We start from the raw sequence: 19,563 nt of genomic DNA on the forward strand, positions 1-19,563 counted from the left end.
CGCCCGTTCCCGCTCCCATTGTCCTTACCCTTTGTTGACCTTTCTTTGCAAAGGTCGGCCACAGGCCGATTGACCTCTATTTCTGATTCCTCGACAGGTTTCGCGAATGACCATGGCTGCGGCGATGCAAAGCCGGACGGCAGAAGCGCCAGCGCGGTCGAAAGCGAGCCGTATCGCGCAGGTCGACATCGTCACCGATCTCGACGCCGCCGAGGCGGTCTGGCGCAGCTTCGAGGAGACCGGCCACCTCTACACGCCCTATCAGCGGTTCGATCTGCTGAGCCCCTGGCAGCGGCTGGTCGGCGCGCGCGAGGGCGGCCGCCCCTTCGTCGTGATCGCCCGCGACGCCGATCGCAATCCGCTGCTGCTGCTCCCGCTCTCGCTGCGCCAAGGCCACGGCGTGCGCACGGCCAGCTTCATGGGCGGCAAGCATACGACCTTCAACATGGGCCTGTGGGACGCCGCCTGCGCCGCGCAGACCAATGCCGCCGATCTCGAGGCGCTGCTGGCGCCGCTCCGCCAGCACATCGACGTGCTCGCGCTGACGCAGCAGCCGCTGCGCTGGCACGACCAGCCGAACCCGTTTGCGCTGCTGCCGCGACAGAGCGCCATCAACGGCTGTCCGCAGCTGGTGATGGAGCCGGGCGGGCCGCCGGCATCGCGGATCAGCAATTCGCTTCGCCGCCGTCTCAAGAGCAAGGAAAAGAAGCTCCAGGCCCTCGCCGGCTATCGCTACCACCTGGCCACCACCGACGCCGACATTGCCCGCCTGCTTGACTGGTTCTTTCGCGTCAAGCCGGTGCGGATGGCGGAGCAGAAGCTCCCGAACGTCTTCGCTGAGCCCGGCGTCGAACAGTTCGTCCGCAGCGCCTGCCTTGCGCCGCGCGGCGAAGGCCGCGTCATCGACATCCATGCGCTCGAATGCGACGACGAGGTGATCGCGATCTTCGCCGGCGTCGCCGACGGCGAGCGCTTCTCGATGATGTTCAACACCTACACGATGTCCGAGCACGCCCGCTACAGCCCCGGCCTGATCCTGATGCGCTACATCATCGACCGCTACGGCGAGCGCGGCTACCGTTCGCTCGACCTCGGCATCGGCTCGGACGATTACAAGCGGATGTTCTGCAAGGACGACGAAGAGATCTTCGACAGTTTCGTCCCGCTGACCTCGCGCGGAACCCTCGCCGCAATGGCGATGTCATCGCTGAGCCGCGGCAAGCGGCTGGTGAAGCAGAACCAGATGCTGTTCGACCTCGCCCGCCGGCTGCGGCAGGCGTTCGGGTAGACTCCAACCTTTCGTGAGGTGCTGTTCCTTCTCCCCTTGTGGGAGAAGGTGGCGCGAAGCGCCGGATGAGGGGTTCTCTCGACTCGCTAGACCTCTGATGAGGATAGAAACCCCTCACCCGTCTTCGCTTCGAAGCCACCCTCTCCCACAAGGGGAGAGGGTTAGGGGCAAAGCGACTTGTCCGCCGTAGCTCGAAGAGCGAAGGCGGAAGCGTGCCCACGTCTTCCGTCACTATATTGGATAGGGGTGGGCACGGCGCGAGCGCGCCTTTGCCCACCCTACGATTCCGAGTGCGCGGAGAGAGAGCTAAAAGCCTACGCCGCCACCACGCGCGGCGCTTCCGTCGCATTCGACGGCTGCACCGGCTTGTTCAGCATCGTCACCGCGCTGAAGCCGACGGCCCGGAGCTGCTCGCACATCAGCGTGCGCGCATCCGGCGTCATCGCGGCATCGGGCACCACGACGGCGCGGGCATGCGCCGTCAGCAGCTCGGCCGGAAGATCCGAAGCGCTGCCGGCATCGATCAGCACGTGATCATAGGCGCGCAGCAGCGCGTCGATGGCGAGCGTCACCCGCGGCGATTGCAGCAGGCTGCGGTCGAAGCCGGGACGGCCGGCCATGACCAGATGCAGCCGCGACAGCTTGTCCCGGGTGATAACTTGCGCGAACGACGCCTCGCCCTGCATCAGCTCGGCAAGGCCCGGCGCCGAAGCATCGACGGACACCGCGGCGATCGTCGGCGAGGACGCGGCGAGATCGACCACCACGACACGCGCCTCGCGCGCCAGATGCCGTGCCAGCGTCAGCGTCGACAGCGTGATGGCTTCGCCTGAGGCGGTGCCGAGCACGGTGACCTTCTTCGCGGCAGCGCCGGCGGCGCGCAAATCCTCGGCCAAACGTTCGATCTCGATGAATTCGGTGACATCCGCATCGGTCGTCAGCTCCTGTTGGAGCGGCGCGCGCTCCACCGGAGCGGGCTCGATGCCAGGATCCGAGGCTGGCGCGACGGCCGGTTGGACCGTCGGCTCCCGCCGCGCCGGCGCCTGTGCCGGGAAAATCGCCGCCACCGCGCGGGGCGCGGTCTGGCGCAACAGCTCGCCGGTGACGACGACGCCGGACGACAGCAGCAGCGTCGCGAGCGTCGCGATCAGCACGATCGGCAGCTTCTTCGGATAGGCCGGCGTGTTCGAGACGATGGCGCGCGAGATGATGCGGCCGTCGGTCGGCGCGGTGTCGATGGTCTCGCGGGTGTTGGCCTCGCGGTACTTGGCGAGATAGGTCTCGAGCAGATCGCGCTGCGCCTTGGCCTCGCGCTCGAGCGCGCGGAGCTGGACGTCCTGGCCGTTGGTCGAGGCCGCCTGCTTCTTGAGCTGCTCCAAGCTCACGGTCAGGCCGTCGACCCGACCGCCGGCGATCCGCGCGTCATTCTCCAGCGAGCGCGAGATCTTGCTGGCCTCGTCGCGGATCTGGGTGTCGAGATCGCCCAACTGGGCTTTCAATTCCTTGATGCGCGGATGGTTGCCGAGCAACGTCGAGGATTGCTCGGCAAGCTGGGCACGCAGCGTCACGCGTTGCTCCGACAGCCGCCGCACCAGCTCGGAGTTCAGCACCTCCGCCGCTTCGATCGGCTTGCCGCTCTGGAGCATTTCCTTGATCAGCCGCGCCTTGGATTCCGCATCCGCCTTCATCGAGCGCGCATTGTTGAGCTGGGTGTTGACCTCGCCCATCTGCTGGTTCGACAGCGTGGTGTTGTTGGTGCCGATGAACAGGCTCGACTTGGAACGGAAGTCCTCGACCCTGGCCTCGGCCTCGGAGACCTTCTTGCGCAAGCTCTCGATCTCACCGGCGAGCCACTGGCTGGCGTTCTTGGCCTGGTCCTGGCGGACCGCCTGCTGCAGCACGAGATAGCCGTCGGCGATCGAATTGGCGACGCGCGCCGCAAGCTCGGAATCGGCGGATTGGAATTCGACCACGATCACGCGCGACTTGTCGACGGCGTAGGCCTGCAGGCGCTCGTAATAGGCATCGAGCACGCGCTCTTCCGGCGTCATCGAGAACGGATCGCGGCCGAGCCCGATCATCGCGGCCAGCGACTTCAGCGGCGAGACGCCTTGCAGCACGGGATCGAATTCGGGACGTTCGGCGAGCTTGTTCTTCCTGATGATCTCGCGCGCGAGATCGCGCGACAGCACGAGCTGCACCTGGCTGGTGACGGCCTCGGCGTCGAGCGCCTGGCGCTCCTCGGCGCGGTCACTGTTCGGGCGCAGGAATACGTTTTCGCGGCCATCGATCAGGATGCGCGATTCGGACTTGTAGCGCGGCGTGACGAGATTGACGGCGGCAATTGACGCGACCAGCGCCAGCACCGTCGGCACGACGATCCAGCCGCGCTTGCGCGCCAATGCCGCTCCGAGCGCGTGCAGGTCGATATCGCCGGCTTCAACTTGCGCCTGCTTCGTGACGATCGGCGCAGGCGTTGCTTCAATCCTGGGCTCGACCTTGACTTCAGCCTTGTCAGCTTTGGGCGCGACTTCGGCCTTCGGCTTTGACACGGCACGCGCAATTACCGCCTTGTCCTTGCCGGCACGCCAGAACGCTAAACGCATCGAACACTCCCGCAGGGCAACGCCACCAAGCTACCGCAACCGGCGCGATTACACTCCATTAAGGTTGCCGCTGGGTTAATCGCAGCGGCGGCGATAGCCGCACGCGCGCTCGTCACCGTTTGTTAACCACGAGGGCCCCTAATCCATCTCGATATTTCCAAGGAATAGTTCGGCATTCGCCGTCGAGCGCTGGTTTTGATACATGCCTCCCTCTCCTGACCGGCCGCTTCGTATCCTGCACGCCGTGCGCGCTCCGGTCGGCGGCATCTTCCGCCATATCCTCGATGTCGCCAACGGCCAGGTCGACCGCGGCCATCATGTCGGCATTCTCGCCGACAGCCTCACCGGCGGCCAACGTGCCGACAAGGCACTTGCCGAGCTCGCCCCGCGGCTGAAGCTCGGCGTGCACCGGCTAGCGATCCGCCGCGAGCCCTCGCCGGACGACGTCCTGGTGTGGCTACGCATGCGGCGCCTGATCGCCACGCTGAAGCCCGACGTCATGCACGGCCACGGCGCCAAGGCCGGCGCCTTCATCCGGATGCGACGACGCTCCGACGACACCATCCGCATCTACACGCCGCATGGCGGCTCGCTGCATTATCCGCTCAACACCTTCAAGGGCGAGTTCTACGCGCGGCTGGAGCGCGCGCTGATGGATTCGACCGACCTGTTCCTGTTCGAGAGCGCGTTCGCCCGCGACACCTATCAACGCATCGTCGGCACCCCCAAGGGCGTGGTGCGTTGCGTCTTCAACGGCGTCACGCCCGAGGAGTTCGAGCCTGTCGTGACCGCCGACGATGCCACCGACCTCTGCTATGTCGGCGAGTTCAGGCACATCAAGGGTGCGGATCTCCTGATCGATGCCGTGGCGCGCCTGCACGAGGGCGGCAGGAAGGTCACCTTGACGCTCGGCGGCGACGGCGAGGAAATGGCGGCGCTGAAGGCGCAGGTGGAGACGCTCGGCCTCACCGATGCGATCCGCTTCATCGGCCACGTCAAGGCGCGCTACGGCTTCTCCAAGGGGCGGCTGCTGGTCGTCCCCTCGCGCGGCGATTCCATGCCCTATGTCGTGATCGAAGCCGGCGCTGCCGGCATCCCGATGATCGGGTCCAGAATCGGCGGCATCCCCGAAATCTTCGGCGCCGACAGCCCCGCTCTGTTCGCGCCGAGCAATCCCGAGGCCATGGCGGAAGCGATCGCCGCAGCGCTGAACGATCCGCAGACCACCGCACAGCGCGCCGCCACCTTGCGGGAACGCATCTCCGCGCATTTCTCGCAAGCCGCGATGGTCGACGGCGTGCTCGCCGGCTATCGCGACGCATTTACCGATCACTAACCATTCTTAAGACCCGCTTTAGAGAATCTTCCGATTTGTTCGATAGTCCAAGGTCCAGGGGATGCTCGCCCGGGCGCTCAACGCCGTGCCGCGGGCTTTGGAATGGACGTGGACGCCCGTGGAACCGCTCAACGCACGCTCGATGCTCGACGCCGCGACCAGCGCTGCGGCGAAGCCCGCTGACCAGTCTTTCGTCGAGCGCCGCCGCCGGCTCTCGCCGGCCGCGCTCGAAGTCGTCAACCAGAAGGTCTCCCGCGCCTATTCGCCGATCGTGATCACCGGCTTCGTGCGCCTCGCCGACTTCGCGCTGCTGAGCCTCGTCGGCATCGCGCTCTATATCGGCTACGTGATGCCGCTCTCCGGCTTCAGCTGGGTCTATCCTGCGGAGGTCGTCGCCGTCGCGGTCGCCGCCGTGGTCTGCTTCCAGGCCGCCGACCTCTATCAGGTCCAGCTGTTCCGCGGACAGCTGCGGCAGATGACGCGGATGATCTCGTCCTGGTCGTTCGTCTTCCTGCTGTTCATCGGCATCTCCTTCTTCGCCAAATACGGCAGCGAAATCTCCCGGCTATGGCTGGCCGCCTTCTACGTCCTCGGGCTCGCCGCCCTGATCGCCGAGCGACTGGTGCTGCGCTCGCTGGTGCGCGGCTGGGCGCGCCAGGGCCGGCTCGACCGCCGCACCATCATCGTCGGCTCCGACAGCAACGGCGAGCAGCTGGTCGAAGCGCTGAAGGCGCAGGAGGATTCCGACATCCACGTGCTCGGCGTGTTCGACGACCGCAACGACAGCCGCGCGCTCGACACCTGCGCCGGGGCGCGCAAGCTCGGCAAGGTCGACGACATCCTCGAGTTCGCCCGCCGCACCCGCGTCGATCTCGTGCTGTTCGCGCTGCCGATCTCGGCGGAGACGCGCATCCTGGAGATGCTGAAGAAGCTCTGGGTGCTGCCCGTCGACATCCGCCTCTCCGCGCACACCAACAAGCTGCGCTTCCGGCCGCGCTCCTATTCCTATCTCGGCGAGGTGCCGACTCTCGACGTGTTCGAGGCGCCGATCACGGATTGGGATCTGGTGATGAAATGGCTGTTCGACCGCGTCGTCGGCAGCCTCGCCCTGCTCGCGGCCCTGCCGGTGATGGGCCTCGTCGCGCTCGCGGTGAAGCTCGACAGCCCGGGACCGGTGCTGTTCCGCCAGAAGCGCTTCGGCTTCAACAACGAGCGCATCGACGTCTACAAGTTCCGCTCGATGTACCATCACCAGGCCGATCCGACCGCCTCCAAGGTCGTCACCAAGAACGATCCGCGCGTCACCCGCGTCGGCCGCTTCATCCGCAAGACCAGCCTCGACGAGCTGCCGCAGCTCTTCAACGTGGTCTTCGCCGGCAATCTCTCCCTGGTCGGCCCGCGCCCCCACGCGGTGCAGGGCAAGCTGCAGAGCCGGCTGTTCGACGAGGCCGTCGACGGCTATTTCGCCCGGCACCGCGTCAAGCCGGGCATCACCGGCTGGGCCCAGATCAACGGCTGGCGCGGCGAGATCGACAACGAAGAGAAGATTCAGAAGCGCGTCGAGTTCGACCTGTATTACATCGAGAACTGGTCGGTGCTGTTCGACCTCTACATCCTCCTGAAGACGCCGATCTCGCTCCTAACCAAGAACGAGAACGCGTATTGAGTTTCCGTCATGCCCCGGCTTGACCGGGGCATACAGTACGCCGCAGCTCCGGCCGTTCTTCTGCAACGCGCGCCGCGGAGTACTGGATCGCCCGGTCAAGCCGGGCGATGACAGCGGTGTTTGTGGCGTACGAGTTGCGTAAGCGTATGAGCAAGTGATGGCGTATGCGGCGACAGCCGATGGAGTGAAACTGGCCGCGCCCGGCGTGCTGGCGCTGCAGCGCGCGCTGGTGTGGCTGGTCGGCGCCTCCGGCGCGGTCGTCTTCATCGAACCGAGCCCCTACGAGATCGTGACGCTGCTCGCCGCCGTCACGTTCTTCGCCACCGGCCTTCGCTTGCGGCTCGCGCTGATGCCGCTGATCGCACTGCTGGTCCTGCTCAATCTCGGCTACACCATCAGCGCGATCCCGCTGTTCGAGCAATCCGAGGTGGTGAGCTGGATCGCGACCTCCTGGTACATGGCGGTGACCGTCGTGTTCTTCGCCATGGTGATGTCCGAGGACACCGCGGCCCGGCTCGACATGCTCCGCCGCGGGCTCGTGGTCGGCGCGATGGTGGCTTCGATCCTGGCGGTCGCCGGCTACTTCCACCTGGTGCCCGGCGGCAACGACCTCCTCACGCTCTACGGACGCGCGCGCGGCACGTTCAAGGACCCGAACGTGCTCGGCGCCTTCCTGATCCTGCCGGCGCTGTTTGCGCTGCAGAGCGTGGTATCGGACAAGCTGGCCAAGGCATTCCGCAACGCCATCGCCTTCGCCATCATGTCGCTGGCGATCCTGCTCGCCTTCTCGCGCGCCGCCTGGGGCGGGCTGGTGCTGACCTCGGCCTTCATGCTGGCGCTGATGGTGCTGACCGGACGCACCAACGCGCAGCGCTCGCGCATCGTCGTCATGGCGGTCGTGGCCGCCGTGCTGGGGCTGGCGCTGATCGCGGTGCTGTTGTCGTTCGAGTCCACCGCGGAGATGTTCAAGCAGCGCGCAAGCTTCGGCCAGAGCTATGACGAAGGCCGCTTCGGCCGGTTCGGCCGTCACATCCTCGGTGCGGAGATGGCGCTCGGCCTGCCGTTCGGCATCGGTCCCCTGCAATTCCACCGCTTCTTCCCCGAGGACACCCACAACTCCTATCTCAACGCCTTCATGTCCGGCGGCTGGCTGTCCGGCGTGTGCTATCCCGCGCTGGTCTTCACCACCGTGATCATGGGCTTCCGCCACATCTTCGTCCCGGTGCCCTGGCAGCGCGCCTATCTCGCGATCTTCTCCGCCTTCGTCGGCACCGTCGGCGAAAGCTTCGTGATCGACACCGACCACTGGCGGCACTTCTGGATGATGCTGGGCGCGATGTGGGGCATGATCGCGGCCGCACAGATCTACAGGATCAGGGCCGACGACGAAGCGCCTTCAGCTTGAGATAGGAACGCTCTCTCGAGGCTGACAGCTTCTGGAGCGTCGCGGTTCGGCGCCGCATTGTCGTCCAGGATATTCAAATGGACGTTGCGCAAGGTCCTGGTCAGGCATCTGCACTCACTTCCTGTTCGAGCTTCTTGCGCAGCGCCTTGATGAGGCGGCCGGCGGTCTTGATCTCTTCTACCGGGAGACCTTGTACCAGCGAGTTGATCTTGGGGGCATACAGGCGGATGGCAGCGTCGTAGGTCTTCAGTCCCTTGTCGGTCAGGACCACGAGATGGGCGCGGCGATGATGTGGATTGAGTTCAAAGGTGACGAGCCCTTCATGGGCCAGGTCATTGACGATACGCTGAACGTTCTGGCGGTTAGCGCCGAGGTCGCGGGCGAGCCAGGCGACCGGCTGCGCACGGTCCGCGCCAACGATCGCCCCCAGAATCTGCCAGCGGGCGCTGGTCAGTCCGAGGGGGGCTACCAAGCGATCGCCCCACGTCAAGGTCAGGTTATTGACCCTGAATAGGTCGAGAATGAGATCGGTCATGGCGTCACCCGCCGGAGATCGCTTGATAGCGCGCATATTGACTCCATAAATCTCTATTGACACCATCATGTCAATTAAGCTATCGCTGGCGCCGACTTCGACACCATGATGTCATATTGGACCAGACGCGAGAGTTTGTCATGCCCGTGATGCGCCATGCGATCCAGCCGACCCCACCGAATGCCGTTCTGAGGCCGCCGCTTCTCGGAGGCGCGGGCCCGATTTCCGCGCCGCATGAAGCGGTAGCAGCGGACATCTTGCGTCATGAAACGCGCCCCGCAGAGGGCCGGGTCACGTTCGCGGCGGTCGCATCGCGCCCACCGGGGTCGCCTCGGGGCTCGAACGATAACCAGAAGGGAAACAGGCCGTGATCAAGATGATTCATCCCGTTGCAGGCGGGACCGCGCTTCTCACGATCTCGACTTTCTGGCTCTCTACTGCGTTCAGCGAACTCTTCGCGTCCCAGTCCGTCATCACTGCCGTCAAGACTGCCATACCCTGGGGCTTTCTCGTGCTGATCCCTGCGCTTGCGGCGACGGCCGGATCAGGCCTTGCGCTGTCACAGGGGCGGCGAGCCGGCCTGATCGGCGCGAAGATCAAGCGAATGCCGCTGATCGCGGCCAACGGCCTTCTCGTGCTTGTCCCCGTCGCTTTCTTTCTCGCACACAAGGCGAAGGCCGCCGAGTTCGATGCAGTCTTCTATGCGGTCCAGGCTCTTGAGCTTGTCGCCGGAGCTGCGAACATCACCCTGCTCCTGCTCAACGCGCGAGACGGCTTGAGAATGAAAGCCCGGTCCTGCAACAGGTGAGAAAGCGAAGGCTTACGTCTCCACCCCGAACGTCAACCCGGCGTGATCGACCAGCCGCTTGATCAGCTTGTGCTGCATCGCTGCGCCCGGCGTCCAGATCCCGCCCGGAACATCCTTCGCATCACGCAGCAGGCAGATCGCGCATTCGGAGATCATCTTGGAGGTCGAGCCGTAGCCGGGATCGCGGTCGCCGGTGACGCCGGCGCGGACCTGGCGTCCGTCCGGTGCGATCGCGACGTAGAGCAGATCGAACAAGCCGTTCTCGCGCTCTTCCTTCGACGGCCCTTCGCCCGGCTTCGGCGCGTTAGGACCGGTTTTCTCGGCGTTGGCCGCCATCACGCGCTTTGCGTTGGCTTCGCCCTTCTCTCCGGGACCGGTCAGGACCATCTCGTCGTAGACGAAGTCCTTGCCGTAGGGAAAGCCCATCAGCATGTTGGAACGATGGACGTTGCGGGTGTTGATCAGCGCCATCATGAACGGGGCGGCCCAGGATTGCAGATCCTCCTCGTAAGCCGCCCTATTGCCTTTGGGCTGCTTCGGGCCGGTGAACCCCGGCGTCAGCGCAAAATGGTCGTTGAGAATGGCGACGAGGCTGAGGTCCTTGGCGACCGCATCGAAAGTTGCTTTGGCACTCGCCGCGGTGCCGCCTGACAGCGTGCCGCGCATGTCGCGCACCCGGCCCTTCACGCGCGCGGCCGGCGCGCCGAACACGCGCCTGGCTTCTTCCTGCACGAAGAACGTGCCGAGCTCGAACGGCACGGAGTCGTAGCCGCAGGAAAACACGATGCGCGCGCCGCTCGCCTTGGCCGATGTCTCGTACTTGTCGATCATCTGCCGCATCCAGACCGGCTCGCCGCAGAGATCGAAATAATCCGCGCCCGCAGCGACGCAGGCAGCGAGCAGATCCTCGCCATAGAACTGGTACGGCCCGACCGTCGTGGTGACCGACTTCGTCTGCGCCACCATCGCCTTCAGCGACGCGGCGTCCGACGCATCCGCCACGATCAGCGGCGTGTCGGCGGGCGCACCGATGGCCTCGCGCACCGATTTCAGCTTGTCCAGGCTGCGGCCGGCCATCGCCCATGTCAGCGACTTGTCGTCCTTGTATTGCGCCGCCAGATATTCGGCGACGAGCTGGCCGGTGAAACCGGTCGCGCCGTAGACGACGATGTCGAATTTCGCAGAGCTCATGCTCGTCCCTTACTTTTTCGCGTAACTCACGCCCATGCCGGCACGGACGTCGCTTTGGATGCCATAGGGCGGGATCGGATAGCGCAGACCATTTTTGGCCAGCGCCTTCATGCCCTCGATCGCCTTGGCGAGATGCGCGGGCTTCAAGGCCATCAGCATCTCCTCGTCCGGCACGCCGCCATAGCGCCGTTCGGCATAGCATGGCAAGGACAGGCTGGGCTCCCCGGTCTTGAGCGCCCGCCCCCAGGAATCGGCGCAAGCGGTCTCACCGACCACGCCCCATTCGAACTTCTTGTAGCCGGTATATTGCAGGCCGTTGATCAGGATGATCATCTGCCCGGGCGTCGCATAGACAAGGCAGATGTCGGGCGGATCGAGCCGGCCGCTCGCGAGCGGACTGACGGCGAGCGCCTGATATTGGCCGAACGGAACCACGTCCAGCGCCTCCTGGCGCTTGCGCGCATCCTCCGCCGTGCCGTGCCAGACCCCGACATAGTTTTCGCCGGCGAGCCATTTGTCGTCCTGCGGGCTAAGCCCGATCACCGCGCGGCACTGGCTACCTACAAGATCGTCGGCGGTGATGCCGACGGTCCAGCCCAGCCGCGCCGCCATGCTGACGATCTGGTCGGTGGTGTGGATCGCATTCGGCCGCCGGATCTTCGGGATCGCCTCCATCTCCGCCGCTTGCGCGAACAGCTTCATGCCGATCACATTGGTCTTCAGCCGCAGCAGGCTGTTGAGATCAGCGACGAGGCCGGCAAGATCGATGCTGTCTGCACTGTGCTGTTGCATGGCTTCCTCCGGCCGCAGCGATCTGCGCCGCGTATTCTTGTTTTGCGGTTCTCGTTCTAGTCCTTCGCAGGTCCCGGAAGCAACTCGTCGGTCCTGCCCATCAGGCGGTACGCCACGAGGCCGATCCACTCGCGGACGGCCACTTCGGTCCGTCGCAGCCCGTCCGCGGCCATGTTGGTGAAGGAGAACAGATCGTCACGTCCGCCCATCCGCCAGTCGACCGGATAGGCCTCGACCTCAAATCCGGCCTTGCGGAAGATTCCGATCGAGCGCGGCATGTGGAAGGCCGACGTCACCAGAAGCCAGCGCTCGCCCGGCTTTGGCGATACCAATTTCTTGGTGAAGATCGCATTCTCCCAGGTGTTGCGGGAGTCACGTTCGAGGATCAGGCGCTGCTTCGGTATGCCGAGTTTCTCCAGGATCGGCGCGGAGTAGTCGGCCTCCTTCGCCTCGGTCGAGAGCAGGTTCGCTGAGCCTCCGGTGAAGACGATACGCGCGTTCGGATAGCGCTGCGCGAGCTCGGCCGGCGCGAACAGACGATCGGCGGCGTGCGCGACGACGGGCGTGCGGTGCGCCGCCGACAGGTCGGTGTCGACCGAGCCGCCGAGCACGATGATGCCGTCGGGCGCCCCGCGCGAGGCATCCCACACCGGAAAGCGCGATTCCAGCGGATAGATCAGGAGATTGCCGAGCGGCGAGAACGCCGCCAGCGCCAGCAGCACGAGCGTGGTCGCGGCCAGCCTGCGGCCGAGCGCGGCAAAGCGCGTCGCCATCAGCACCAGCGAGACGATGCCGAGCTCGACCAGAAGGTTGATCGGCAGCAGCGCGGTGCCGATTGTCTTGGACAGAACGAAGAACAGGGGCGCCTCGCGGGAATGAGCTTGCTGGTCTGCGCGGGGCTTGACCTGCCCGGCGATCTTCAGAAAGCTTCTTGAAAGAGGATCGATCGCCGGGTCAAGCCCGGCCTGATGAAAGCGACCGGACGCGGCAAATGACCCATCACCACCTGCATTCCAGCCCCAAGACCTGCCATTGGGGCTTTTTCGAAGCCGCGCTGAAGCCCGTCCTCACCGTCGCGAGCGGCGATGAGGTGACGGTCGACACCATCAGCGGCGGACCGGACATGCTGCCTGACCGCGACAAGTTTCACATTCCCCCCGAAATGTTCGAGGTTCATGCCAGCAACGAGCGCATGCTGCCCGGCCACATTCTCACCGGTCCGATCGCGGTCGAGGGCGCCGAGCCCGGCGACGTGCTCGCGGTCGAGATCCTCGACGTTCAGCTTCGGCAGGATTGGGGCTGGAACATGATCAAGCCGCTGGCCGGCACCCTGCCCGACGATTTCCACGAGACCCGTATCCTGAACATCCCGCTCGACCGTACCAGGATGACCGGCCGCATGCCGTGGGGCCTCGACCTGCCGCTCAAGCCGTTCTTCGGCGTGATGGGCGTATCGCCGCCGCCGGCCTGGGGACGCATCTCCTCGCTGATCCCGCGCGCCATGGGCGGCAATCTCGACAACAAGGAACTCGGCGCCGGCGCGACGCTCTATCTGCCGGTGTTCGTGCCGGGCGCGATGTTCTCCTGCGGCGACGGCCACGGCGTGCAGGGCGACGGCGAGGTCTGCGTCACCGCGATCGAGACCGCGCTGCAGGGCCGCTTCCGCCTGACACTGCGCAAGGATCTCAGGTTCGACTATCCCCGCGCCGAGACGGCGACCCACTACATGACCATGGCGATGGACCCCGACCTCGACCAATGCGTGGTGCGCGCGCTGCGCGACATGATCGCGCTGCTCGGCGAGACGCGAAACCTGTCGCGCGAGGATGCCTACACACTGTGCAGCCTGGCCGCCGATCTCAGGGTGACCCAGACCGTCAACGGGTCGAAAGGCATCCATTGCATGATCGAAAAGGCCATCGTGCACGGCTGAGCTCGGCCGCTCCTCCCGACCTGCTGACGCCCCCGCCGCCGCCCGGCCTGCCGTGCGGCGCGCCGAGTCGCGTCTAATTTCCTGTGCGATTCCAACACGCTGAGCGTCAAGCGCAGCATGCATTTGACTTCCACCCCTGAACCTAAATAGAGTCTTAATCGTTACTTTTATGTACCCGAGTAAGAGGCTAGCGTTCGGGCCATGGCCACCGAAAAAGCCGAGACTGACCGCATTCCCGTAACCCTGGCGCTCTCGACCATCACCTACCTGGAGAAGCTGGTGAGACAGGGCACCCACGGCACCAGCGTTCCCGGCGTCGCACGCACCCTGATCGAGGAAGGCATCCGTCTCGCCATCAAGGACGGTCTTCTGTCGATCCGCGACAATGGCAGGACGTGAGCGCACTCGGTACGTGAGGCGAACGGATCTCGAGGCGGATGGCCGACATCTGCAACCTGGGACCGTTTACAAATGCCTGTTCTCTCACCCACCTGGACCGACGAACGCATCGAGCTTCTGAAGCGGCACTTCGAGGCCGGCCTCTCCTGCCGCGAGATCGCCGCCGATATCGGCGTCAGCCGCAACGCCGTGATCGGCAAGCTATCCCGCCTCAACCTGACGCGTGGCCGCACCGGTGACGAGCGCAAGGTTCAGGACAGAGGCGCAGCGCGGGCGAAGGCCGTGCCGCGGCTGCAATACGAGATGCTCGCCACGATCTATGGCGACACCGACGCCCCCGTGGTGACGGGTCCGATCGACGAGGCGAATCGCTGCTCGCTGCTGGAGCTCGCCGAGAATCGCTGCCGCTGGCCGATCTCGACGCCGGGCGCAGACGATTTCTGCTTCTGCGGCAACACGGCGCCGGACGGGCAGCCCTATTGCGCCGGCCACAGCCGCCTCGCCTACCGGCCGCCCACGCGCGCCCGCGCGATACGCGGCTGACGTCGCGCGCATCTCGACGACAAAAAACCTCCGGCGGGGCATCGCCGGAGGTTTCTGGAGGCTTAGCATGAAGCTAAGAGCCGCAACTTTCGTATCTGGCTGAGTGCTATATAGCTTAGTAGCTCAAGTAAGTAAATAAATTTGCCGCGATCGAATCGCATGGCTCGCCTTCGTGTTCCGCAACGGCCGTTCGATTTTCCGAAGACCACACCTGTGAAAAAGCCCCGGCGGTTTCCCGCCGGGGCTCTCCATCGATTTGCGCGATCGATGATCAGAAGTTGCGCTGAGCGCGGAGCAGCATGCTGACGGAGTTCTGATCCTTCAGCTCGTACACGGCCGCCGGCTTGGCTGCGCTGGCAATGCCCGGGCTCACGATGTTGCCGGAGTACTTCTGGTCCAGACGCGACCAGCTCACATCCGCAGTGAACGCAAGGCCCTTGACCGGAGTCCACACGGTATTGGCACCGACGACCGCGAAGTTGAAGTCCGGATTACAGGTGGCACCGGCAACGGCAATCGCTGCGAAATTGGTGCAGATCATTGCCTTGCCCGCATCGCCGTACCTCAGCTGGGCATAACCACCGTACACTGCGCTCGCCCAATTCGGGCTCCAGTTGTGGGTGTAGCCACCACGGACGCCCCAGGTCTTGACGGTATCGATGCCGGTCCCGGTGCCGAAGACGCCGTCGGCAACGCCGGCGAAACCAGTGCTCTGATACGCCCCGTTGCCGCTACCGCTGAACATGAAGAAGCTCTGCGGGAACAGGCTCTGGAAATTGTAACGGGTTGCACCGTCCGTGTAGACGGCCTGCAGGTTGATGACGTCGCCTGCGCCGGTCGGGATGTTCTTGATCGACAAGGCACCCTGCACAGCCCAGCCCCACTTGTCGGACGGGTGACCGCTAACTTCCGTCGCGCCGTAGTAGCCGGCATGGATGTCATGCGCCGCGACCGAGATCTGGGCCAGACCCCAGGCCTGGTCGACACGAACCTGACCGATGATATCGGGCGAACGCGTGCCGCCCCAGGCGTTGGCACCATAGACGCCCGTCACGAACTGGGCGGCCGTGCCCGACGACACGTTCCAGAGGTTCGACTGACCATTGTTCGCCGAGGTCTCGTCTTGCAGCGCGAACGAAGCAGTGATGCCTTGGCCGAAGTCAGCCGTGTAGGCAACCTGGTTCACGCCGTTCACGTGGTTGGAGCCGCCCGGAATGGTATCGGGACCGCCCGCCGGATAGCTCTGCCACGGAGCGTCGAAGATCGAGACGGTGCGGCCGAAGGTGAAGCCAGCGAACTGGATGAACGCATGGTAGAGGCCGAGCCCCGGGTTGCCGGTCGAGAAGGCCGACGGATTGCTGCCAGTGACGTTCGACGAATCATAGGAGAATACCGCGTCAGCATAGGTACGAACAACGCCGTACTCGGTCGCCGTGCGGGTATCGATATTGAAGTCCAGACGAGCGCGGCTGTAGTAGTAGTTCGTCAGACGGTTGTTCGAGCCACCGTTCACGGTGGTCGTGCTGTTCCTGAAACCGTAGTCGCCGCCGCCGCCGAGAAGCATGTCGGCGCGGACGTAACCACCCAGCTTGATGCAGGTGTCAGTGCCCGGGATGTAGTAGAAACCTGCGCCGTACAGCGAGCAGATCCGCACGTATTCGACCGCCTTGGCCTTCACGGGGAGATCAGCCGCCTGAGCTCCACCGACGGCGATCAGTCCCGCCGCAGTGCCGAGCAATAGGCTCTTCACCATTTTCATTCAAAACCTCCAAGTTGCTCATTTTACGGAGACTGGACCGTGAGGCCCCCCAGATCCCCGTCTCTCCAAATCCGCTCGGCCACTTTGCGCTTCGGACACACTCGCTTTCGACGCGAGGGACGTGAGCGAACCACCTGCAACGGGACGATCGAGTACCCCCCACCGCCACGAGCAACATATCTGCGCCATTCAACTACACAAAATACTTTATCTACTAAGCTTTGTGGTTTCGCCAAACCTGTGCCCCGCGCGCAACACCCCGGGGTCCCAACCGATCTGCTGAGCTGATCATATTTGTAGTTTTCGTGACACAATTACCCTGCCCTGCACTTGCGTCAGAGCAGGCTTGCGTGGACTATGGCCTTCCATGAACACCGGCCTGAACAACGGTTCACGGGAGTGACGCTGTGTCCGCGACGAGGAAAGAAGGAGCGCGTCTGCGCTCGACCGGCAATCTGGATATCATCAGGCGCTTCACCTGGGAGATCTCGTCGATCAACATGTATCTGGAGGAATTACGTCAGTTCTGGGCGAAAACGCTCGGCATCAGCGGCCCGCAATGGCTGATCCTGATGGCCATCTCCGACCTCGACAAGGACGACGGCATCCCGATCAACGTCGTCTCCAAGCTTCTCCACGTCGATCCGTCCTTCGTCACCACCCAGTCCAAGCTGCTCGAGAAGAAGGGCCTGTTGCGCCGTCGCCCCTCGCCGACCGACGCCCGCGTGGTGCGGTTGTCGCTGGCCGAGAAGACGCAGAAGCACATCGCGAGCCTCAACGAGCAGTACAAGACGATTCGCGAATTCGTCTTCCAGGAGTTCGACGAGGACGAACTGACCGAATTCACCGCCAAGCTCGCGACGCTGAAGAATCGCCTCGAGAAGGCCTGCGTCCGGATCTCGCTCGACTTCTAGCACCTCAAGGCGGCGCTCAGATTCGCCGGGCGACGGCGCCGAGCCGCGATTCGAGCCAGTCGAAGATGTATTCGTTGGCAAGGCTCGGATTGTCCGCATGGGACTGCGCCGCTCCGGTCTCGGCCGCCGTGAACACCTTCAACATCACATCCGAGCTGTCGAGCCGGGAGCTTTGGACGATCTGACGCGCCCGGTCGGCCTTGAGCCAGCCGTCCTCGCCGAGCGTGATCAGCACCGGGCAGTCGGCGCTTGAGGCCATCAGCGGCGCATGCGGCACTGGCACGATGCTGACGTCGCTCAGCGCGAATCGGCTGGCAAAGAAGGCCCGCTCGTGCAGGTCCCACAGGCCGCCGTCGCAGACCGCGGCGGCAAGCCGCGGCTCCTGCAACACCGCGCGCGCCACGAAGGATGAGCCCCAGCCATCGGCAATGATGCCGACGCGCGCGAAATCGATGTCGCTGCGCCCCTCCAGATAGTCCATGACGCAGGGAATCGCGCCTTCGAGATCGCGGCGCCGCAACAGCGCCTCGATGTAATCGTCGCGCTGCTCGCCGAACAGATCCAGCGCCAGCAGCGAGAATCCGCGCTCGCGCGCGTGCGGCAGGAGCTTGAACAGGAATTCTTCCTTGCGGTGGCCGGGCTCGCCGATGCAGATCACGGTCGGCGCTCGCACGTTGCCGGACGGCGCAGGGACGAAGTAGCCCTGCAGCGCGTGTCCCTCGAGCCAGGGAATGGTCACTACCTCGCCCGCCGGGCTGCGCGCCGAAAGGTAGCGGCGCGCGCATTCCTGCATCGCAAGCACCGCGACCCAGCGGCGCTCGTCACCCTGCTCCAGCGGCATCGCCGCCGCGCCATAATAGTTCATGGCCCGCAGCCAGTTGCGCTGTGCGCTGGCCATGTGGCCTTCCGCGAAGGCAGCCTCGGCGCGCTGCCGGTTGGCTTGCGCCAGCTTCTTCCACTCGCGATGCCAGGAGCTGTCGTCGCCCCGCTTCAGCTGCCGCGCGATCATCAGGCATTCGGCGATGGTGGCGCCGCCCTCCTGGGCCGCGGTCAGCAGCCGCGTGAACTCGGCGGAGATATCCTCTCGCTCCGGGCAAAGGGTCCAGTCGTCGGAGAGGCATGCGGGCATCATCGGGAGCTGCGCTCTTTCATCGCGTTACCCCTGACTGACTAAACTATTTTTGTTCCCCGACCAAGGCGCCGCGCGCGGCATTACAGGCGTTCAAGATCAACATCGCTTGAACGACGATCCATGACGCATGCATGACATTCCAATCCGGCATAGGCGGCCGGGGACTGGCAGGAGGTGGCACACGAAATCTCCCGCGCACCTCTTGACATGATGGCTATCATACCTCAACCGGCGCGCATTCGCCCCCGGGCAGCCTCAGCCGAGTCGCCAGCCGACCTCCTGCGTAAAACTTTCGTAGAAGGCGCGGTCGTAAGCCTGCTCGGGCGTTGCGCGCACACGCTCGTCCAATCGCTTGGCGTCCTCGCCGACGAGGATGCGCCAGCGCTCCGCCTTGACGCCGTCGAGAATGATCTTGGCGGCCTCGGCCGCCGTCGTCGGCGCATCCTCCAGGAAGCTGCGGGCGCGCTCGGCGAACGCCGCCTGGATGTCCTCGTCCGACATCCTGTCGGCATCCGGCACGCCGGCCGCGACCATGCGCTTGCGGGTCAGCGCGACCTCGTCCTCGCTCAGCCGCTCCGACCCGTCGGCGCTCTGCATCTTGCGCGAATTGGAGACGATCGAGGTGCCGATATGGCCGGGCATCACCACCGAGCATTTGACGTGCGGCGCGTGCAGGCGCAGGTCGTTGATCAGCGCTTCGGTGAATCCCTTCACCGCGAACTTCGCCGAGCTGTAGGCGGTGTGCGCCTGGTTCATGCCGATCGAGGCCCAGAAGCCGTTGACGCTCGCGGTGTTGACGATGTGGGCCTCGTCCGCCGCCACCAGCATCGGCAGGAAGGTGCGCACGCCCAGATAGACCCCGCCCCAGCAGATGTTGAAGGTGCGCTCCCACTGCTCGCGCGTGTTGGTGAACAGGCTGCCGCCGCCGCCGATGCCGGCATTGTTGAACAGCAGATGGATTCGGTCGGTCTTGTGCTGCTCGCCGAGCTCGTCGCGAAAACGCTTCAGATGATCCTCGATCGCAACGTCGGCGACATGGGTCGTGACGCGCAGGCCCTGCGGCAGCTTCTCGGTCTCGCACAGCCGCTTGGTCTCGGCCATCGCCGCTTCCGAGACGTCGCACATCGCGACGTTGCAGCCCTCGGCGACGAGCTGCAGCGCGAGCTCACGCCCCATTCCCGTGCCGCCGCCGGTGATGACCGCGATCTTTCCTGCAAAATCCTTCATGGGACTTTCGGCCCCTCCCTTGTCGGTAT

17 protein-coding genes are annotated in these 19,563 nt (G+C 64.8%); 9 read left to right on the top strand and 8 right to left on the bottom strand.

Going from position 1 to position 19,563, the window contains the following annotated elements:
• Window positions 1-106: 106 nt before the first annotated feature.
• On the top strand, window positions 107-1,288 hold the full coding sequence (locus D6B98_RS19025) for a GNAT family N-acetyltransferase (protein ID WP_126258480.1): 1,182 nt from the start codon (window positions 107-109) through the stop codon (window positions 1,286-1,288).
• A gap of 314 nt (window positions 1,289-1,602) precedes the next feature.
• On the opposite strand, the gene D6B98_RS19030 is transcribed toward D6B98_RS19025, so the two are convergent.
• The gene (locus D6B98_RS19030) at window positions 1,603-3,894 is read right to left on the bottom strand and encodes a GumC family protein (protein WP_126258481.1); all 2,292 of its coding nucleotides are present in this window, start codon (window positions 3,892-3,894) and stop codon (window positions 1,603-1,605) included.
• Between the two features lie 202 nt (window positions 3,895-4,096).
• Between D6B98_RS19030 and D6B98_RS19035 the strand changes: the two genes are divergently transcribed.
• From D6B98_RS19035 to D6B98_RS19045, 3 genes are all read left to right on the top strand, one after another.
• The gene (locus D6B98_RS19035; protein ID WP_126258482.1) at window positions 4,097-5,230 is read left to right on the top strand and encodes a glycosyltransferase family 4 protein; all 1,134 of its coding nucleotides are present in this window, start codon (window positions 4,097-4,099) and stop codon (window positions 5,228-5,230) included.
• 118 nt (window positions 5,231-5,348) lie between these two features.
• Window positions 5,349-6,896 carry an undecaprenyl-phosphate glucose phosphotransferase gene (locus D6B98_RS19040; protein WP_164718715.1) on the top strand — a complete coding sequence of 516 codons (1,548 nt, stop codon included), beginning with the start codon at window positions 5,349-5,351 and terminating at the stop codon, window positions 6,894-6,896.
• 157 nt (window positions 6,897-7,053) lie between these two features.
• The gene (locus D6B98_RS19045; RefSeq protein ID WP_164718716.1) at window positions 7,054-8,301 is read left to right on the top strand and encodes an O-antigen ligase family protein; all 1,248 of its coding nucleotides are present in this window, start codon (window positions 7,054-7,056) and stop codon (window positions 8,299-8,301) included.
• Between the two features lie 100 nt (window positions 8,302-8,401).
• Here the strand turns inward: D6B98_RS19045 and D6B98_RS19050 are convergent, their stop codons facing one another.
• Window positions 8,402-8,872, bottom strand: coding sequence for a MarR family winged helix-turn-helix transcriptional regulator (locus tag D6B98_RS19050; protein ID WP_126258485.1), 471 nt, complete (start codon window positions 8,870-8,872; stop codon window positions 8,402-8,404).
• A 331-nt stretch (window positions 8,873-9,203) separates the two neighbouring features.
• Here D6B98_RS19050 and D6B98_RS19055 point away from each other — a divergent pair, with 331 nt between their 5' ends.
• Complete coding sequence (locus tag D6B98_RS19055) at window positions 9,204-9,644, top strand: hypothetical protein (RefSeq protein WP_126258486.1); 441 nt, start codon at window positions 9,204-9,206, stop codon at window positions 9,642-9,644.
• Window positions 9,645-9,656: 12 nt separating this feature from the next.
• Here D6B98_RS19055 and D6B98_RS19060 read toward each other — a convergent pair whose 3' ends face one another.
• Genes D6B98_RS19060 through D6B98_RS19070 form a run of 3 tightly spaced genes read right to left on the bottom strand, consistent with a single transcriptional unit; the run spans window position 9,657 to window position 12,451 of the window.
• Entirely contained in the window at window positions 9,657-10,835 is a 1,179-nt protein-coding gene (locus tag D6B98_RS19060; RefSeq protein ID WP_126258487.1) for a saccharopine dehydrogenase family protein, read from the bottom strand.
• 9 nt (window positions 10,836-10,844) lie between these two features.
• Window positions 10,845-11,627 carry a DUF169 domain-containing protein gene (locus D6B98_RS19065; protein ID WP_126258488.1) on the bottom strand — a complete coding sequence of 261 codons (783 nt, stop codon included), beginning with the start codon at window positions 11,625-11,627 and terminating at the stop codon, window positions 10,845-10,847.
• 56 nt (window positions 11,628-11,683) lie between these two features.
• The gene (locus tag D6B98_RS19070) at window positions 11,684-12,451 is read right to left on the bottom strand and encodes a YdcF family protein (RefSeq protein ID WP_164718737.1); all 768 of its coding nucleotides are present in this window, start codon (window positions 12,449-12,451) and stop codon (window positions 11,684-11,686) included.
• A gap of 167 nt (window positions 12,452-12,618) precedes the next feature.
• On the opposite strand from D6B98_RS19070, the gene D6B98_RS19075 reads away from it, so the two are divergent.
• From D6B98_RS19075 to D6B98_RS19085, 3 genes are all read left to right on the top strand, one after another.
• Complete coding sequence (locus D6B98_RS19075; protein ID WP_126258490.1) at window positions 12,619-13,560, top strand: acetamidase/formamidase family protein; 942 nt, start codon at window positions 12,619-12,621, stop codon at window positions 13,558-13,560.
• A gap of 201 nt (window positions 13,561-13,761) precedes the next feature.
• Complete coding sequence (locus D6B98_RS19080; protein ID WP_007603456.1) at window positions 13,762-13,959, top strand: hypothetical protein; 198 nt, start codon at window positions 13,762-13,764, stop codon at window positions 13,957-13,959.
• 72 nt (window positions 13,960-14,031) lie between these two features.
• Window positions 14,032-14,502 (top strand): GcrA family cell cycle regulator, encoded by a 471-nt coding sequence (locus D6B98_RS19085; RefSeq protein WP_126258491.1) that lies wholly within the window; start codon window positions 14,032-14,034, stop codon window positions 14,500-14,502.
• Between the two features lie 271 nt (window positions 14,503-14,773).
• On the opposite strand, the gene D6B98_RS19090 is transcribed toward D6B98_RS19085, so the two are convergent.
• The gene (locus tag D6B98_RS19090; RefSeq protein ID WP_126258492.1) at window positions 14,774-16,261 is read right to left on the bottom strand and encodes a porin; all 1,488 of its coding nucleotides are present in this window, start codon (window positions 16,259-16,261) and stop codon (window positions 14,774-14,776) included.
• Window positions 16,262-16,668: 407 nt separating this feature from the next.
• On the opposite strand from D6B98_RS19090, the gene D6B98_RS19095 reads away from it, so the two are divergent.
• The gene (locus D6B98_RS19095; protein WP_126258493.1) at window positions 16,669-17,175 is read left to right on the top strand and encodes a MarR family winged helix-turn-helix transcriptional regulator; all 507 of its coding nucleotides are present in this window, start codon (window positions 16,669-16,671) and stop codon (window positions 17,173-17,175) included.
• Window positions 17,176-17,191: 16 nt separating this feature from the next.
• Here the strand turns inward: D6B98_RS19095 and D6B98_RS19100 are convergent, their stop codons facing one another.
• Window positions 17,192-18,307, bottom strand: a complete 1,116-nt coding sequence (locus tag D6B98_RS19100; protein WP_126258494.1) for an alpha/beta hydrolase family protein — start codon at window positions 18,305-18,307, stop codon at window positions 17,192-17,194.
• Between the two features lie 255 nt (window positions 18,308-18,562).
• Entirely contained in the window at window positions 18,563-19,534 is a 972-nt protein-coding gene (locus D6B98_RS19105) for an SDR family NAD(P)-dependent oxidoreductase (protein WP_126258495.1), read from the bottom strand.
• Window positions 19,535-19,563 lie beyond the last annotated feature (29 nt).

It is taken from the genome of Bradyrhizobium sp. LVM 105 (genome assembly GCF_003957705.1).
Lineage (GTDB): Bacteria > Pseudomonadota > Alphaproteobacteria > Rhizobiales > Xanthobacteraceae > Bradyrhizobium > Bradyrhizobium frederickii.

Bases quoted from the DNA above. Each gene is read 5' to 3' on its own strand.
- D6B98_RS19075 (WP_126258490.1), top strand. From the start codon at position 12,619: ATGACCCATCACCACCTGCATTCCAGCCCCAAGACCTGCCATTGGGGC.
- D6B98_RS19030 (WP_126258481.1), bottom strand. From the start codon at position 3,894: ATGCGTTTAGCGTTCTGGCGTGCCGGCAAGGACAAGGCGGTAATTGCG.
- D6B98_RS19050 (WP_126258485.1), bottom strand. From the start codon at position 8,872: ATGCGCGCTATCAAGCGATCTCCGGCGGGTGACGCCATGACCGATCTC.
- D6B98_RS19085 (WP_126258491.1), top strand. From the start codon at position 14,032: ATGCCTGTTCTCTCACCCACCTGGACCGACGAACGCATCGAGCTTCTG.
- D6B98_RS19065 (WP_126258488.1), bottom strand. From the start codon at position 11,627: ATGCAACAGCACAGTGCAGACAGCATCGATCTTGCCGGCCTCGTCGCT.
- D6B98_RS19035 (WP_126258482.1), top strand. From the start codon at position 4,097: ATGCCTCCCTCTCCTGACCGGCCGCTTCGTATCCTGCACGCCGTGCGC.
- D6B98_RS19105 (WP_126258495.1), bottom strand. From the start codon at position 19,534: ATGAAGGATTTTGCAGGAAAGATCGCGGTCATCACCGGCGGCGGCACG.
- D6B98_RS19025 (WP_126258480.1), top strand. From the start codon at position 107: ATGACCATGGCTGCGGCGATGCAAAGCCGGACGGCAGAAGCGCCAGCG.
- D6B98_RS19045 (WP_164718716.1), top strand. From the start codon at position 7,054: ATGGCGTATGCGGCGACAGCCGATGGAGTGAAACTGGCCGCGCCCGGC.
- D6B98_RS19060 (WP_126258487.1), bottom strand. From the start codon at position 10,835: ATGAGCTCTGCGAAATTCGACATCGTCGTCTACGGCGCGACCGGTTTC.
- D6B98_RS19100 (WP_126258494.1), bottom strand. From the start codon at position 18,307: ATGATGCCCGCATGCCTCTCCGACGACTGGACCCTTTGCCCGGAGCGA.
- D6B98_RS19090 (WP_126258492.1), bottom strand. From the start codon at position 16,261: ATGAAAATGGTGAAGAGCCTATTGCTCGGCACTGCGGCGGGACTGATC.
- D6B98_RS19080 (WP_007603456.1), top strand. From the start codon at position 13,762: ATGGCCACCGAAAAAGCCGAGACTGACCGCATTCCCGTAACCCTGGCG.